Source organism: Polynucleobacter sp. P1-05-14, from assembly GCF_018881675.1.
Taxonomy (GTDB): Bacteria; Pseudomonadota; Gammaproteobacteria; order Burkholderiales; family Burkholderiaceae; genus Polynucleobacter.
Genome location: NZ_JACVPV010000001.1, coordinates 273,356 through 288,132 on the forward strand (window position 1 = coordinate 273,356; position 14,777 = coordinate 288,132).

Here is a 14,777-nt window from a genome sequence, read left to right on the forward strand (position 1 = left end):
TAAAAAGATAAACAGAGCAAAAAATATATGAGCAACGCCTACCTCTGGGTAAAAACCTTTCACATCGTCTTCATCACCTCTTGGTTCGCCGGTTTGTTTTACCTTCCTAGAATTTTTGTGAACTTGGCTGAAGAGAAAAACTCTGATGCTTGTGCCCGTTTATTGGGTATGGCAGATCGCCTCTTCCGCTTTATGACTATCTTGGCTGTGCCAGCCGTAATACTAGGTTTGACACTATGGCTTTACTTTGGCATTGGTGCAGGCGATATCTGGATGCATGCCAAATTGTTCTTTGTGATTTTAGTTATTGGGTATCACCATGCCTGTTTAAGTTTGCTCAAAAAGTTTCGTGCGGGAGTCAATAAACGATCTGGCGTTTGGTTTCGTTGGTTTAATGAAGTCCCAGTGATCTTGTTGGTCATTATTGTTGCCTTGGTGTTGTTTAAGCCTTAAGACCAGCTTTTCAATACTACTCAATACCGTTTAATTTTTTAATCCCCCTATTTAAAGACTGTTAGCCCCATGAGATTTTTTGTTGTTTGTCCAGGCGGTTTGGAAGTGCCGCTTGCCCAGGAGCTAGCCGAGATTGCTGGACGCCCAGAATGTAAGGCATTAGGAGCATGGGTAATTGATCCTACGCCTACAAGTCCTACCGGTGGTGTTGGTCTTGCTGCTCCGATCTCTGCTGCAATGGCGCTGAACTTGCATTCTCGTATAGCGAGTCGGGTGTTATTGCAAATGGCTCAAGCACCTTATCGGCAAGAAGAGGACTTATATAAATTAGCGAGCGGCTTGGCGTGGGAGGAATGGTTTAGTTCAAAGCAAACTTTACGAGTGGATGTGACGGCACATCGCTCCCCATTAAAGAGTTTAAATTTTGCAACGCTCAAAATTAAAGATGCCATCGTGGATCGTTTACGTGACGTGACTGGCGATCGTCCTAGTATCGATACTGCGTTTCCGGACGTGCGAGTGCAGGCGCATTTGACAGCAACCCAAGTTACGATTTATTTGGACACTTCAGGCGAAGCATTGTTTAAGCGGGGCTGGCGCGACGAAAAGGGTGATGCACCCCTGAAGGAAAATTTAGCAGCCGGTATTTTGTCGATAACCTCTTGGAAACCAGGCCAAACCTTATTTGATCCTATGTGCGGTAGTGGCACCTTTTTGATTGAGGCTGCGCAGATTGCATTGGCTGTTCCTCCTGGCGCTATTCGTGCAGGCATGTATGGCGATGATGCCAAACCAAGTCGATTGGCTTACCGCCCTTTGGTGACATCTGCCCATGGCTTTGGGTTTCAAAGACTCAAGCCGTTTCATGAAGCTGCTGAGCAAAAGCGCTGGGTAGATTTGAAAGAGGCGGCGCTTGCTTTGATGCTGGAAAAGCGTAAGCAATATTCAAATGTCGATGCGCTGAAAATATCCGGTGGCGATATCAACGAGAAATTAGTATCAATGTTCAAAGGCAATTGGCAAAGAGCCCAATTACCCGATCAGCCGGTGGTACGTCAGGTGGATGCCTTGGCTGCCAAAGCACCTGGCAATCTGAGTGAGGGTGTGATGTTATTAAACCCTCCTTATGGCGAGCGTCTGGTCATTAAAGGCGGACGTGGTCAGGATCGCGCTTCTCCTGAAGATGCTAATTACGATGATGAACCTGATAATCGTTTTGAATTGAACCTAGAGACTGGCCGTCAAAGTGCTAAACGTTCAAGTCGTGAATCCCTGAAAAAGCTTCAAGCCCAGGAAGAGCAGGATCCTAAGTTTGTCGAGTTTTTACGTCAGTTTGGACAGCACCTCAAAGAGGATTTTGGTGGGTGGAATATCTTTGTATTGACTGCAGATATGGCGCTTCCAGGCCAACTGCGTATTAAAGAATCCAAACGCACACCTTTGTTTAATGGTCCATTAGAGTGTCGTTTATTTAAGTTTGAGATGCACGCTAAGAGACCAACTTAAAGCAAGCAAAAACCTTAAAATAAAAGAGCAAGCTTGGTGCAGTTAAATTCAAGTAGCTAAAAATATTCGGAGATTAAAGCAATGGAATTTAAAACGTATATGTGTTTGATTTGTGGCTGGGTTTATGACGAAGCTGCTGGTTTGCCTGAGGAAGGTATTGCACCGGGAACTCTCTGGAAAGATGTTCCTATGAATTGGACTTGCCCAGAGTGCGGTGCACGCAAAGAAGATTTTGAAATGATGGCAATTTAATTCGGAAGTAATGATGCTAAAAGTAGATCAAAACGAAGTTTTATTTGAGCGTGCACAAAAGACAATTCCTGGGGGTGTCAACTCTCCAGTGCGAGCATTTCGTCAAGTGGGCGGAACTCCCCGTTTTGTTACTAAAGCCCAGGGCCCTTATTTTTGGGATGCCAACGGTCAGCGCTATATCGACTTAATTATGTCTTGGGGTCCGATGATTGCTGGCCATGCTAATCCCGAAGTTGTTTCTGCAGTTCAGAAAGCCGCTGAGACCAGCTTTAGTTATGGCGCTCCGACTGAAGGCGAGATTGAATTAGCTGAGCGTATCTGCGCGCTTATGTCGAGCGTTGAACAAGTACGGATGGTTTCTAGCGGAACTGAAGCGACGATGAGTGCTTTGCGTCTGGCTCGCGGTTACACTGGCCGTGACTTAATTATTAAGTTTGAGGGTTGCTATCACGGCCATGCCGATAGTCTCTTAGTCAAAGCAGGCTCAGGCTTACTTACCTTTGCCGACTCTACCCAAAATGCGCCTTCTTCTGGTGGCGTTCCGCAGGATTTGGTGAAGCACACTTTAGTGCTGCCATATAACGATATTGCTGCGATTGAAGAAGTGTTCAAAAAACAAGGCGATCAAATTGCTGCCGTCATCATTGAGCCTATTGCTGGAAATATGAATCTGATTCAGCCTTCAAAAGAATTTTTATCGGCTATTCGAAGTTTGACGAGTAAGCATGGCAGCGTTTTAATCTATGACGAAGTGATGACTGGTTTTAGAGTCGCCTTAGGTGGCGCTCAGTCCTTGCAGGGCATAACCCCTGATCTAACTTGCCTTGGTAAGGTCATGGGCGGCGGCATGCCTATGGCGGCGTTTGGCGGCAAGAAAGAGATTATGAACAAGCTTGCCCCTTTGGGTAATGTTTATCAGGCGGGCACTTTATCTGGCAACCCAGTAGCAGTTGCTGCAGGCCTAAAAACTTTAGAGATTATTTCTCGCGAAGGTTTCTATGAATGCTTGACTGGCCAAACAGAAAAGTTGATGGCGGGCTTAAAACAGGCTGCAGATAAGGCCAATATTCCTTTTGCTGTGGACAGCGTTGGCGGTATGTTTGGCTTTTACTTTGCCGCTCAAGTGCCAACTACTTTTGAAGCGGTTACGAAAACCAATATTGAAGCGTTTAAGAAATTCTTTCATCTGATGTTAGATGAAGGTGTTTATCTAGCGCCTTCAGCTTATGAGGCTGGCTTCACATCCATTGCACATGACAATGCTGTGGTCGATGCCATCATTGCTGCTGCCGAGAAATCATTTAAAAAACTTTAAAAAAGTTTTTACTTCCAGGGAAAAATTACATTCGGAGTGGGTGGTCATAGCCACTCACCTGAATAATTTCTAGATTTTTGGAGTCTTTATTGGAACTTGAAATCTCCAGAGCAGTGAGTTTCCCGCCCCACACGCAGCCGGTATCGAGTCCAATCACATTGTCTTGACGCAATAAGCCCAATGTAGACCAGTGGCCAAAATAGGTGAGGACATCTCGAGTCTTCCTGCCTGGGACTTTGAACCAGGGGATATAGCCTTTAGGGCCTTGCTCTAGGCCTTCCTTGCTCTCAAATTCCATTTTTCCAGTTGGTGTGCAGAAACGCATTCTGGTTAGAGTATTGGTAATCACACGGAGGCGTTCATAACCTTTCAGAGATTTATTCCATTGGTTTGGTGTATTGCCATACATATTAGCTAAAAAATCTTTATACGATTTGCCACGTAAAGTTTTTTCAACTTCTTGAGCACATTCAATCGTTTGCTGTAAGTCCCATTGCGGCAAGACTCCTGCATGAACTGTTAGTACTTTGCCATTGCTCAATGCCATAGGTCGATTACGAATCCAATGAATGAGTTCTCCGCGATCGGGCGCCAACAATATGGGTTCTATGGTATCTAGCCCTTTCGATTTGCGAAGTCCTGCATCGATTGCTAGGAGGTGTAGGTCATGATTGCCAAGGATGCATTCAGCGCGACCTGATTCCTGTAAGGCTTTTAGTTGGCGCAATGCCCCAAGTGAGTCTGGACCACGATTAACGAGATCCCCTAAAAAAATCAGCTTGGATTTTTTAGGGAGTTTCTTGACTAAGGCTTTCAGAGAGGGCGCGCAGCCCTGCACATCGCCTATGGCGTAGATCTTGCTCATACCTTATCTTAAATCGGAACTGTGAATAGAGCTCTAATAAATCTGTGTATTAGGTGACTTTTTTGACTACGCTGTAACGCACTAAGGTATTTTTGCGCGCTTCATCATGATCTACTACCGGAAGTGGGTAGTCGCGTCCAATCACTACCCCAGCGGCTTCTAACTCAATATGGCCGGCCTTCCACGGGGCATGGATGGACTTTTTAGAGAGCTTTTCCAGTTGCGGTAGGTAGCGTTTAATGAATTTACCTTCCGGATCAAACTTCTCAGATTGGGTAATAGGGTTAAAGATGCGGAAGTAGGGTTGGGCATCGCACCCAGATGAGGAGGCCCACTGCCATCCGCCGTTATTAGAGGAAAGCTCAAAGTCATTGAGATGTTCTGCAAAGTAGGCTTCGCCCCAGCGCCAATCTATTCCCAAATCTTTAGTCAGAAAGCTTGCCACCACCATGCGTAAGCGATTATGCATGTAGCCGCTTTGATTCAGTTGATGCATAGCCGCATCAACTAATGGATAGCCTGTTTTACCTTCGCACCAAGCGGCAAATAATTTTTTAGCTTTAGCGCCAGATTCCCAAGCGATGTTGTCGTAGTCTGGTTTAAAAGATGCGCCTGTGGCTAAACGAGGATGATTAGCCAGAATCATGAAATAAAAATCACGCCAAATCAATTCACTTAACCAGATGGTTGCACCCATGCTGCCGGCTAGCATACGTCGATGAGCCTCACGCACCAAGCCTCTGATGGAGAGCATGCCAAAACGTAAGTGGGTTGAAAGATAACTCACCCCTTTTATTGCAGGAAAGTCTCTACCAATTTGGTATTGATCAATGCGTGGCAAGAAGTCTTCTAAGAAAGCTTGCCCACCCTCTGAGCCAGGTGATAGATAGCTTTCAATGCCGGTTGGGCAAAATCCCATCGACTCTAGAGAGGGCAGTTTTTGATCTAATTTTTTTGGTAAGACTCCCAATTGCTTGGGCTTTGGATTGCACTCATAGGCAGCAAGATCATTTTCTTGGAGAGTCTTGAGCCAGTTATTTTTATAAGGTGTAAAGATTGAAAAGACAGTGTTTGAGTTTGTAAGAATTTCTTTCTTCTCAAAAATAACTTGATCTTTAAAGCTCTCAAAATGAATTCCCAACATTTCTAGGGACGCTTTTACAGTTTCATCCCTCTCAATTGCTGAAGGTTCGTAGTCATGGTTTGTGAAGACGGTTTCGACACCTAGCTCTTTGGCAATTGCAGGAATACATTCAGCGGGTTTTCCGAAGCGAACGATGAGTCCACTACCTTGCTTACGCAGCTCATCATCCATTTGCTTTATACCCTGCCAGATGAAATCCACGCGGCGGTCATGCTTTAGTCCGTTGGCATCTAAATCACCCTTCAATAAGGGCTTGAGAATGTCCGTATCAAAGATAAAGGTGAGCCAAACCTGGCCACTATCTTTCAGGGCGTGGTGAAGCGCGGCATTGTCATAGAGGCGGAGGTCACGGCGGAGCCAAACGAGAGCTTTTTGCATAGCCCCTATATTAGGGCTTATTTACGGTAAATGCAGGCGGCTAGGCGGGGCTGACAGGTTAAGATCCTGAGGAATGATGGATACGATCTTTTTTATTCTCTCGAAGGTAGTGCAATTTTGCATTGAGCCACTCAATTGGGTGCCTATTTTCGTTTTGCTGGCCCTTCTCTTTTTATCCTTGCGAAAGCCGCACCTCTGTAAGAGATTCTTAGTGCTAGCTTTGGTAGATCTTGCTCTGGTGAGTTGGCTTCCTGCGTCTGAAGTGTTTCTTAGAGCACTTGAGAGTGCCGTGTCCAAAACTGAGATTACAAAATTATCCAATAACGAAGTGGGGGGCATCATTATTCTGGGTGGCGCCATTGAGGATGGAGAAATAATTGGAGATCGCGGCGAGGTTTCTCTACGCTCATCTGCCGAGAGAGTGACTAAAGCATTCGAGTTAATACGCAAAAACCCCAATGTACCATTCATCTTCAGCGGTTATTCAGGGCGCATAACACCTAAGGGGATTACAGAGGCGGATGCATTTAAGCGGTTGATTCAAGAGCAGGGCTTAAGCGAGCAGAACGCGCATTACGAAAATCAATCTCGAAATACCTATGAAAATGTGTTTCATATGAAGCCCATGATTGAGGAGTTTGGCTTAAAAACGGAATCGGGGGAGCCCAAGCCATGGCTTCTCATTACCTCCGCCAGCCATATGTACCGCTCTACCAAGATTTTTCAAAAACAGGGTTTAGAAGTGCTTCCAATGTTAGTCGATTATCAAACGGCCAATAGCCTTCAGTGGACGATGTTTGACTTGGTGGATGGAGCTCACAACTGGAACATCCTAGTTCATGAAATAGTTGGTCTTTTTGCTTACTGGATTACCGGAAAAATCTAGATATTCTGTAAAATAAGCCATATGACTTCTGCTAAAAAAGCACCCCCTGCTTCAGAACGAGCTTCTATGTCAGAGTCATCAATTTCCTTTTCTGCAGACCATCTCGCCAATCAGTTTTTAATTGCTATGCCGGGCATGGTGGACCCTAATTTTGCTGGATCTCTTATTTATCTGTTTGAGCATACCGAAAGAGGTGCAATGGGCTTGGTGGTTAATCGACCTACCGAGGTTGATTTAGAAACCCTTTTTGACAAGATTGAGTTGAAATTGGAAATTGTCCCATTATTAAAGCAGCCAGTATATTTTGGCGGTCCAGTTCAGATAGAGCGGGGCTTTGTCTTGCATGAGTCTGATTCACTAAGTCCATATAGCTCTTCCTTAATTATTCCCGGCGGCTTGACGATGACTACTTCAAAGGATGTTCTTGAGGCAGTTGCTGCAGGTAAAGGACCGCAACATTTTTTGATGACCTTGGGTTATGCCGGATGGGGTGCTGGTCAGCTTGAAGAAGAAATTACGCTTAATGGTTGGATGAATGTCCCGCTAGCACGTGAGCAAATGATTGAAATCATCTTTAATACCCCTTCGAGTCAGCGTTACGAGAAGGCAGTGAGTCACCTAGGGTTTGATTTGTCTCATTTGTCTGGTGAGGCTGGGCATGCCTAAGGCATTGACCATACTGTCTTTTGATTATGGAACTCGCAGAGTGGGTGTGGCAGTTGGAAACTCGATATCCAAGTCGGGACAAGCTTTAAAGACGATTGCAGCGCCAACTAGCGATGCTCTTTTTCAAGCGATTGAGTCTCTATTAAAGGAGTGGCAGCCAGACCAATTGGTGGTTGGAAAGCCAATGCATCCAGATGGCACGCCCCATGAGATGACATCTAAAGCAACCCGCTTTGGCAATCAGCTACATGGACGCTTTCATTTGCCGGTTGTTTGGGTCGATGAGCGTTATACGTCAGCCGTTTTAGAGGGGGATCCAGAGATGTACGACAATCTAGATGCCCACTCTGCCGTTTTGATCTTAGAGCAGTATTTTGCAGAGCAAAGCACGAAGTCTTTAAATTAAAAATAGTTACAAAAATGGAATTGATATAAGCACCGGACCCAAGAATGAACGCTGAACAGTTATACGGAAAATTACTAGAGAACTTGCGTAAGAGAGCGCAAGAGGGTGCCTTTGAACTTGCGGGTCTCGCTATGGGAGGCGCTTGGATTACTGAGCGTTTGGCTCACGATTTAGGGCTTCCACACTTTGGTGTAATTAATGTGGCTTTTCATCGGGATGATTATGCTGAGAAGGGTATGACTGCTTTGCGTACTGCTAGTACTATGACCACCCATTTACCGTTTGATGTAAACGGCGCCAATGTGATTTTGATTGACGATGTTTTGTTAACGGGTAGAACTGTCCGCGCGGCTTTAAATGAGTTATTTGATTTCGGCCGACCCGCTCAAGTGGAGTTGATGGTTCTGGCTGATCGAGGGAATCGCGAACTTCCAGTAGCTGCCAACTTTGTTGGTGAACAGATAGAAGTTCCGGAGAATCAACTTCTGGTTTTAGAGAAAGATACCGCTGGTAAGTTCAGCTTTCAGTTAGAGGAGCGTGAATAATGAGTCAGCTAGTCAATCAATTTAATTCCGCTGGCGAGTTAACGCATCTTCTAACGCTTGAAGGTTTACCTAAAGAGCAGATTCTCCATATTTTGGATACTGCCCAACAGTTTGTAAGCGTGACTGATCCCGCGCGCGAGGTGAAAAAAGTCCCACTACTTAGAGGGAAGAGCGTATTCAACCTGTTTTTTGAAAACTCCACTCGCACTAGAACTACTTTTGAGATTGCTGCAAAACGTTTATCTGCAGATGTGATTAATTTAGATATTTCTACATCCTCCACTGCTAAGGGCGAGAGTCTTCTCGATACGATTGATAATTTAGTAGCAATGCAGGCGGATATTTTTGTTGTGCGACATGGTGTTTCTAAAGCCCCTATTGAAATTGCAAACCACGTACCAGCGCATGTACACGTTGTGAATGCTGGCGATGGTAGCCATCAGCATCCAACTCAAGGTTTGTTGGATATGTACACCATGCGGCACTTCAAACAAAACTTCAAGGGCCTAAAGGTAGCGATTGTGGGCGATATTGTGCACAGCCGTGTAGCCAAATCCAATATTCATGCGTTGACCACATTAGGTTGTGAAGACATCCGTGCCATTGGTCCAGAAAGCCTGCTCCCAAGTGATTTAGATATGCTCGGCGTTAAAGTCTTCCACAATATGGAAGAAGGCTTAAAAGATGTTGATGTAGTGATGACATTGCGCATCCAAAAAGAGCGCATGGAAGCCGGGCAGGTGCCTGAGGGCGATGCTTTCTTTAAGCAATATGGTTTAACACCGACTCGTTTAGCCTTAGCTAAGCCAGATGCTATCGTCATGCACCCAGGTCCCATGAATCGGGGCGTAGAGATTGACTCAGTGGTAGCTGATGGTCCTCAATCAGTCATTCTGAATCAAGTCACCTTTGGTATTGCTGTACGCATGGCTGTGATGTCTATAGTTGCTGGCAACTAAAGCGTTCACAGATAGCATGGCAACAGCAAAACTAACAGATAAGCGATGGCTGATTTTGTCTCATGGCTTTAATATGGATGGCCGCGCATCTAGTCAGACAATTACTGACAAAATTCCATATTTGTTGGAGGCTGGGGTCCAGCCAGTTGTTTTTAGTGCAATCACTGGAATTAAGGATCAACGTTTTCCGCATCGCCAATTTCTAGCTTGGGGACCAGCCGCATTTCGTTTTGATTTTCGTCATTGGATTGCCAATCAATATGGCCGCGGCATTGTGTATAAGCTGCTGACCAGAACTATTTCTATTCTGTTGGCGCCATTTATTGGGCTGGAGAAATTAATTTTGGGTTATTCCAGTCAATGGTCATGGGCGATGCCTGCATTTATGCATGGGTACAAACTTATTCGCGATGGCAAGATCGATTTGGTGTATTCCACTGGTGGTGCATGGTCCGCTCATTTGGCAGGGCTTTGGCTGAAGAGGTTCACAGGAGTTAAATGGATTGTTGAAATCCACGACCCATTAGTTATTCGCAAAAGTGCCGTCGATATCGGGCTTGAAAAGCCTAAAAATCGAGATGCGAGCTTTCGTCATTGTTTGGAAAAGCAAATTACTAAGTATGCAGATTTTGCCTGGTGGTTTACTGATGGCGCTTTGCACTATGCGAAGACTCGCAATACAAACCTCAATACGGCAGGAAATGCGCACGGCTTTATGGTGTTGCCTGGTGCCGAGCCCCCTGGTGGGCTGATTGCTGCTAAATCCCATCTTTATACCGACATTTTAAATTTATCTCATTCAGGATCATTGGCAAAAGATCGTTCGCTTTCTACGATTTTGAATGCACTTCATTCATTATTTAAAAAATATCCCCAAGCACGAGAAAAGATTCGCGTTCATGCATATGGCGCCCCCTTGGATGACCTGACGGCTGATGCCATCAAGCATTATGGTTATCAAGATATATTGATAGCACATGGGAGACTGGAGAAAGATCCTATTACAGGAAAATCAGGGCGCGAACGAGTGGTAGAGAAAATGCAAGAGGCAGACGTATTGATTTTGTTGCATGGAAATGATGAGTGGTGCGCGGAATATATCCCTTCAAAGTTTTATGAATATCTTTGGGCTGGCCGTCCAATATGGGGTATCACTCATCGCAATCCGCAGCTAGATGAAATGTTGTCAGAACGAGGCGCTTACCTGAGTCATGAAGGTGATAGCGCTGGTATTGATATGGCGATTGAAAGAATTTGGTTGGACTGGAATGAGGGTAAACTGATTGAGTCTCAATGGCATCCTTTGGGGGTAGATCAAGCTGTCTCAAAGATTCTGTCTAAAATTGAAGACAAATAATAGGTAGCCCATTGAAAGACTTCGTTCTCTACTGCAAGTCCTATCGCAATGACTTTTTGCGTTTAAAAAGATTGCTGTCTTCGATTCAGGAATTTAATGTAGATCGAATACCATTTTATATATCGACACCAAAATCTGACTATGCAGCTTTGACTGAAATGCTTGGTGCGGATGGTTATATATGGGTGGCAGATGAAGATATTGTGGTTTCAAATCCAAGAGCCTCAATGCAAAAGTATGAGGCTATGCCGGGTGGTTTATCACAGGCTATTGTTAAGTCTGAATTTTGGAGGCTTGGATTAGCGCAAAACTACTTATGTTTGGATTCTGATTGTGTCTTTATTAGATCATTTCAAAAATCAGATTTTATTTCTGAGGGCGGCGTTCCTTACACAGTGCTTCATCAAAATAAAGAATATTTTCAGTTAGCAAATAACCGAGGTCAAACCAAGGTAGTTGAGAGCTTGCGATCTGAAGCAAAAAGAGTGCAAGCCTTGTTCGGTAGGTCGGGCCCTGAATTTTATTGCGCACCCGCACCTTTTATTTGGTCCGCCAATGTTTGGGGGTCCCTCGATCGCGAGTACCTAAAGCCCAGGGGGGTAACGCTTTGGGATATGGTGACCCCAGAGTATCCAGAAACCCTGATTTATGGCGAGACTCTATTGAAATATCGTGCCATTCCATTAATTGCAATTGAGCCATTGTTTCGGGTTTATCACTATGACTGGCAGTATTTTTTAATGCGACGTCTAGGTGAAACCGAAGCCAAAGTTGCAAAACATTACTTAGGGATTATTTACCAGTCTACCTGGGAGGCTGAGTTAAATTTTGGGTCGCTAAAAAAATCACTTCCCTCACGTATCCTCAAACGTATTAAGCGATTTGGTCGTTATTTACAAAGCTTTATCTAATGAATGAGCCAGTCGTTAGCGTTTTAATGCCAGCCTTTAATGCTGAGAAATATATTGCTCAGGCAGTTGAAAGCATTTTGCAACAGAACTTCTCTAATTTTGAATTAATCATTTTGAATGATGGCTCTACTGATGGCACCTCCCAAATCATTGGCGGATTTAATGATCATCGTATTTGCGTAATTCATTTAAATGAAAATCAAGGCCTGGTAAATGCACGTAACCACTTAGTGGCCGCTGCAAAGGGAAGGTATATTGCATTTCTGGATGCGGATGATATTGCCATGCCTAGTCGACTTAAGAAACAAGTTCATTATTTGGATAGGGATGAGGCGGATCTTTGTGGATCTGCTTGCTACTCCCTGTATGAAGGCATAGGAAGGATCAAAACCTCTAAAGAGCGCTACACGGATGCCGATATTAGAGCCCTGATTACTATTTCAAGCCCCCTCTGTAATCCAACTGTGATGGGAAAGGCTGAGATATTTAAGAAATTTCCCTACCGTGCAGGGAAAGATTATGCAGAAGATTATTCTCTTTGGGCTGAACTGGCTTTGGCGGGATATCGATTCGCCAACCTGAAAGAAAAACTCATTACCTATCGCATCCATGACAAGCAAACTAGTCAGGTTCGGAACGCTGAAACGAATACTATTTTTTCAAAGAGTCGCGCAGAATATGTATTGGGTCTTGGGATTTCGACTAAGCTCAGCCCAAGACCGATGGGTTTTTGTGATCGCATGAAAGTTGCACTACCGTTTCTGATGCAGTTGAATCGGAAAATTAAGGGCATTTCCGTGGCGGCAAATTATGAAATCTATGCTCGCTTTCAATATCGAGGTAATGGCCTGTTAACGCCATTTACTAGGTTGGAACGATTGCTAGTATCTGCGCTGGCTTCATTTAGACCCTAGCCACCCTTTAAATTCTCTGCCAAGAGCTGGGTAATAAATCAGACCAATTAATGCTGGCATCAGTCGTCCACTGGCTTGGGCAGATCACAGAACCATTTGGATTCTTGCTTAACCAGGCAGCCCACCAACTTAATGAACTATTAGCAATCAGATGATGTTGGCAATGAGTCATGAGCTCAAGCTCTTGAATAACAGCATCAACGCTACTTGTAGGTTCTATAAATCTACATTTATCTTGATAAGGCAGATTTTCTTTAGCCCATTGAAGATCATCTGAGAATACAAAGAATTGGGTATCAGGATTTTTTTCTAGAATAGATTGCATCCCCTTTTGGTAATAATCTAGGCCAATAAACCCGTGTACCTTGGCTGCACTTGCTAAATTGACATAGTCACCTCGGCGGACATGCACCATAGCGGATTTACTGGTTTTGATTTGCTCTAAATAGTTTTGATAATGCTTATCGAGAGGATTTTTTGGGCTAATTTCTGTTTGTAGAATTGACTTGATTGACTCAAAATATTTATAGGATTGCCAATAACCCATCAGATATAAATTTTGTTGCTTAAATGAGGGAGCTTTACCGAGTTGAGGGTCAAATCGAAACGGTATTTGTTCCACAAAAATGAACGGGTCAATTGGCCAAAATTTTTGGGCTAAGCGATACATCTTTTTTGGTCGTTTGATCTCTATTCCATAGGAAATGAACGAACCCTTTACGTTCATTAAAGGTAACAAAAACTCTCGTGGGGTGACATCTTCGTAGGTCTTACTAAACCAACCTTGATCCAAAAGTAATGGGATATGGTGTTTTTGGGATAGGGCTCTGGCAGCGGCATATTGAAATAGCTGGTTGCCAAGGCCACCCTGTAGCTGTGCAATGATATTCATAATTCTATAATTAGAACATTAGATGAACTCAATTGGGGGGTCTTGTGCCCATACCATTAACGCATTTTATTTTGGACAGAATATGACCCCTCAGCATCTGCAGAAACTAGCCCAAAAGAGGATCATCAAGCTTAAGCGTTCTTTTGAAAAGCATCAATTTAATTACCTATTTAATTCGGAAACCCTGTTATCCCATGACATGGTTCTCGCAGAAGCGGAGGCTGGGCTACTTCATCAAACTATCCATGAAAATCATGAGTTATGCCTCAATTCAGCTGATCCAGTAGTGCGTCAAGGCACTCGTTTCAAAATAGACTTGGAAGCTCGAATGAAGGATTCCTGCATTGGTACTTCTGAGCGTATTTTGATTCAGGTGCCTGATGCTCGTTTTTCACCTGCCGGCTACTCTCTTTTTTCTAATTTAATCGAAAGCTTAAATTACATCGGGGTGGATGCAAGAGTCTTGGATTGGAACGAAGATATTCGAGGCGTTCTAGAAACATTCAAGCCTTCCATTTTGCTCTCCAGTGATAATCCTGAGTATCTCAAAAGAATTCACTGGGATAGCGTGAATCAATATAAAAAGCACTCGAGACTATATGTTGGTCTTAGCGCAGCCCTAGAGGAGTATGAGAGTACGCCTCTGCTGCCACGGCTGGCTTGGGCTAAAAAGCATCGAATTGATTTTTACTATAGTTATCGTGATGAAGATTACGTTTGCAGTCGCCTAGAGTACCAACCATTTTTTGATTCTGGCTTTCAAATTATCTACATTCCTTTTGGGGCGAACATCCTTCATTACTATCCAGTTACTGGGTTTCAGAGGGACCTCAATTATGTGTTGATGGCTTCTCGCAAGCGTGAGCATATTCAATATCTAAAAAATATTATGAAAGAGTATTCCGGATTTTTAGATGGCCCTGGCTGGAAGCAAGTGAAGAATTTTTCATTTAAACGCGAGCGCGATCGGTATATTTATGCGCGTGCCAAGGTGGGTCTTAATGTGCACTTGCCAGAGCAAACCAGCTGGGCGTGTGAACTCAATGAGCGTACCTATCAGTTAGCTGCCTGTGGTGTGCCACAGTTAATTGATCATCCGATGCTCTTAAACAAAATATTCGGACGCGAATCTTTCTTTATTGCAGGTTCACCAAAAGATTATGAAGAAATGTTTAGAGAGTTAATCGCCCATCCTCGGTTGGGTTCTGATAAAGCCCTGCATGCCCAAAAAGAGGTTTTTGCAGCCCACACTACTTTACATAGGGCCAAGTCATTGATCGATCAGTTAAAATTACTAGAATAAATTTTAAGAACATGCTCATTAAAAA

Annotated in this window: 16 protein-coding genes; 13 read left to right on the forward strand and 3 right to left on the reverse strand. The window is 44.0% G+C overall.

Annotated features, from left to right (window positions below):
* The first annotated feature begins 27 nt into the window (after positions 1-27).
* The 4 genes from ICN37_RS01455 (at position 28) to hemL (ending at position 3,526) form a co-directional block, all read left to right on the forward strand.
* Complete coding sequence (locus ICN37_RS01455; protein ID WP_215321423.1) at positions 28-453, forward strand: CopD family protein; 426 nt, start codon at positions 28-30, stop codon at positions 451-453.
* A 69-nt stretch (positions 454-522) separates the two neighbouring features.
* Positions 523-1,959 carry a class I SAM-dependent RNA methyltransferase gene (locus ICN37_RS01460; RefSeq protein ID WP_216154402.1) on the forward strand — a complete coding sequence of 479 codons (1,437 nt, stop codon included), beginning with the start codon at positions 523-525 and terminating at the stop codon, positions 1,957-1,959.
* Positions 1,960-2,040: 81 nt separating this feature from the next.
* On the forward strand, positions 2,041-2,211 hold the full coding sequence (locus tag ICN37_RS01465) for a rubredoxin (RefSeq protein ID WP_011902084.1): 171 nt from the start codon (positions 2,041-2,043) through the stop codon (positions 2,209-2,211).
* Between the two features lie 13 nt (positions 2,212-2,224).
* The gene (gene hemL, locus ICN37_RS01470; protein ID WP_216154486.1) at positions 2,225-3,526 is read left to right on the forward strand and encodes a glutamate-1-semialdehyde 2,1-aminomutase; all 1,302 of its coding nucleotides are present in this window, start codon (positions 2,225-2,227) and stop codon (positions 3,524-3,526) included.
* A 25-nt stretch (positions 3,527-3,551) separates the two neighbouring features.
* On the opposite strand, the gene ICN37_RS01475 is transcribed toward hemL, so the two are convergent.
* Together ICN37_RS01475 and ICN37_RS01480 are read right to left on the reverse strand one after the other, a co-directional pair.
* Positions 3,552-4,391 carry a symmetrical bis(5'-nucleosyl)-tetraphosphatase gene (locus tag ICN37_RS01475; RefSeq protein WP_216154403.1) on the reverse strand — a complete coding sequence of 280 codons (840 nt, stop codon included), beginning with the start codon at positions 4,389-4,391 and terminating at the stop codon, positions 3,552-3,554.
* Between the two features lie 49 nt (positions 4,392-4,440).
* Positions 4,441-5,913, reverse strand: a complete 1,473-nt coding sequence (locus tag ICN37_RS01480; protein ID WP_216154404.1) for a deoxyribodipyrimidine photo-lyase — start codon at positions 5,911-5,913, stop codon at positions 4,441-4,443.
* 76 nt (positions 5,914-5,989) lie between these two features.
* On the opposite strand from ICN37_RS01480, the gene ICN37_RS01485 reads away from it, so the two are divergent.
* The 8 genes from ICN37_RS01485 (at position 5,990) to ICN37_RS01520 (ending at position 12,557) form a co-directional block, all read left to right on the forward strand.
* A complete protein-coding gene (locus ICN37_RS01485) occupies positions 5,990-6,799 on the forward strand; it encodes a YdcF family protein (RefSeq protein WP_216154405.1) in 810 nt (269 codons plus the stop codon).
* 66 nt (positions 6,800-6,865) lie between these two features.
* Positions 6,866-7,465, forward strand: a complete 600-nt coding sequence (locus ICN37_RS01490; RefSeq protein WP_255538443.1) for a YqgE/AlgH family protein — start codon at positions 6,866-6,868, stop codon at positions 7,463-7,465.
* Positions 7,458-7,871, forward strand: coding sequence for a Holliday junction resolvase RuvX (gene ruvX, locus ICN37_RS01495; protein ID WP_216154407.1), 414 nt, complete (start codon positions 7,458-7,460; stop codon positions 7,869-7,871). The genes ICN37_RS01490 and ruvX overlap by 8 nt, the downstream gene beginning before the upstream one ends.
* A 44-nt stretch (positions 7,872-7,915) precedes the next feature.
* A complete protein-coding gene (gene pyrR, locus ICN37_RS01500; RefSeq protein WP_215321429.1) occupies positions 7,916-8,416 on the forward strand; it encodes a bifunctional pyr operon transcriptional regulator/uracil phosphoribosyltransferase PyrR in 501 nt (166 codons plus the stop codon).
* Positions 8,416-9,375 (forward strand): aspartate carbamoyltransferase catalytic subunit, encoded by a 960-nt coding sequence (locus tag ICN37_RS01505; protein WP_215321430.1) that lies wholly within the window; start codon positions 8,416-8,418, stop codon positions 9,373-9,375. Before pyrR ends, ICN37_RS01505 begins: the two co-directional genes overlap by 1 nt.
* Before the next feature lie 16 nt (positions 9,376-9,391).
* The gene (locus tag ICN37_RS01510) at positions 9,392-10,732 is read left to right on the forward strand and encodes a hypothetical protein (RefSeq protein WP_216154408.1); all 1,341 of its coding nucleotides are present in this window, start codon (positions 9,392-9,394) and stop codon (positions 10,730-10,732) included.
* Positions 10,733-10,743: 11 nt separating this feature from the next.
* On the forward strand, positions 10,744-11,643 hold the full coding sequence (locus tag ICN37_RS01515; RefSeq protein ID WP_216860865.1) for a DUF6492 family protein: 900 nt from the start codon (positions 10,744-10,746) through the stop codon (positions 11,641-11,643).
* Entirely contained in the window at positions 11,643-12,557 is a 915-nt protein-coding gene (locus ICN37_RS01520; RefSeq protein WP_216154409.1) for a glycosyltransferase family 2 protein, read from the forward strand. Before ICN37_RS01515 ends, ICN37_RS01520 begins: the two co-directional genes overlap by 1 nt.
* A gap of 7 nt (positions 12,558-12,564) precedes the next feature.
* On the opposite strand, the gene ICN37_RS01525 is transcribed toward ICN37_RS01520, so the two are convergent.
* A complete protein-coding gene (locus ICN37_RS01525; protein ID WP_216154410.1) occupies positions 12,565-13,449 on the reverse strand; it encodes an alpha-1,2-fucosyltransferase in 885 nt (294 codons plus the stop codon).
* An 82-nt stretch (positions 13,450-13,531) separates the two neighbouring features.
* Here ICN37_RS01525 and ICN37_RS01530 point away from each other — a divergent pair, with 82 nt between their 5' ends.
* The gene (locus ICN37_RS01530; RefSeq protein WP_216154411.1) at positions 13,532-14,752 is read left to right on the forward strand and encodes a glycosyltransferase; all 1,221 of its coding nucleotides are present in this window, start codon (positions 13,532-13,534) and stop codon (positions 14,750-14,752) included.
* The last annotated feature ends 25 nt before the right edge of the window (positions 14,753-14,777 follow it).

What these genes read in the sequence shown, in the direction of transcription:
- ICN37_RS01455 (WP_215321423.1), top strand. Translation starts at nt 28, where the DNA reads ATGAGCAACGCCTACCTCTGGGTAAAAACCTTTCACATCGTCTTCATC.
- ICN37_RS01460 (WP_216154402.1), top strand. Translation starts at nt 523, where the DNA reads ATGAGATTTTTTGTTGTTTGTCCAGGCGGTTTGGAAGTGCCGCTTGCC.
- ICN37_RS01465 (WP_011902084.1), top strand. Translation starts at nt 2,041, where the DNA reads ATGGAATTTAAAACGTATATGTGTTTGATTTGTGGCTGGGTTTATGAC.
- hemL (WP_216154486.1), top strand. Translation starts at nt 2,225, where the DNA reads ATGCTAAAAGTAGATCAAAACGAAGTTTTATTTGAGCGTGCACAAAAG.
- ICN37_RS01475 (WP_216154403.1), bottom strand. Translation starts at nt 4,391, where the DNA reads ATGAGCAAGATCTACGCCATAGGCGATGTGCAGGGCTGCGCGCCCTCT.
- ICN37_RS01480 (WP_216154404.1), bottom strand. Translation starts at nt 5,913, where the DNA reads ATGCAAAAAGCTCTCGTTTGGCTCCGCCGTGACCTCCGCCTCTATGAC.
- ICN37_RS01485 (WP_216154405.1), top strand. Translation starts at nt 5,990, where the DNA reads ATGGATACGATCTTTTTTATTCTCTCGAAGGTAGTGCAATTTTGCATT.
- ICN37_RS01490 (WP_255538443.1), top strand. Translation starts at nt 6,866, where the DNA reads ATGTCAGAGTCATCAATTTCCTTTTCTGCAGACCATCTCGCCAATCAG.
- ruvX (WP_216154407.1), top strand. Translation starts at nt 7,458, where the DNA reads ATGCCTAAGGCATTGACCATACTGTCTTTTGATTATGGAACTCGCAGA.
- pyrR (WP_215321429.1), top strand. Translation starts at nt 7,916, where the DNA reads ATGAACGCTGAACAGTTATACGGAAAATTACTAGAGAACTTGCGTAAG.
- ICN37_RS01505 (WP_215321430.1), top strand. Translation starts at nt 8,416, where the DNA reads ATGAGTCAGCTAGTCAATCAATTTAATTCCGCTGGCGAGTTAACGCAT.
- ICN37_RS01510 (WP_216154408.1), top strand. Translation starts at nt 9,392, where the DNA reads ATGGCAACAGCAAAACTAACAGATAAGCGATGGCTGATTTTGTCTCAT.
- ICN37_RS01520 (WP_216154409.1), top strand. Translation starts at nt 11,643, where the DNA reads ATGAATGAGCCAGTCGTTAGCGTTTTAATGCCAGCCTTTAATGCTGAG.
- ICN37_RS01525 (WP_216154410.1), bottom strand. Translation starts at nt 13,449, where the DNA reads ATGAATATCATTGCACAGCTACAGGGTGGCCTTGGCAACCAGCTATTT.
- ICN37_RS01530 (WP_216154411.1), top strand. Translation starts at nt 13,532, where the DNA reads ATGACCCCTCAGCATCTGCAGAAACTAGCCCAAAAGAGGATCATCAAG.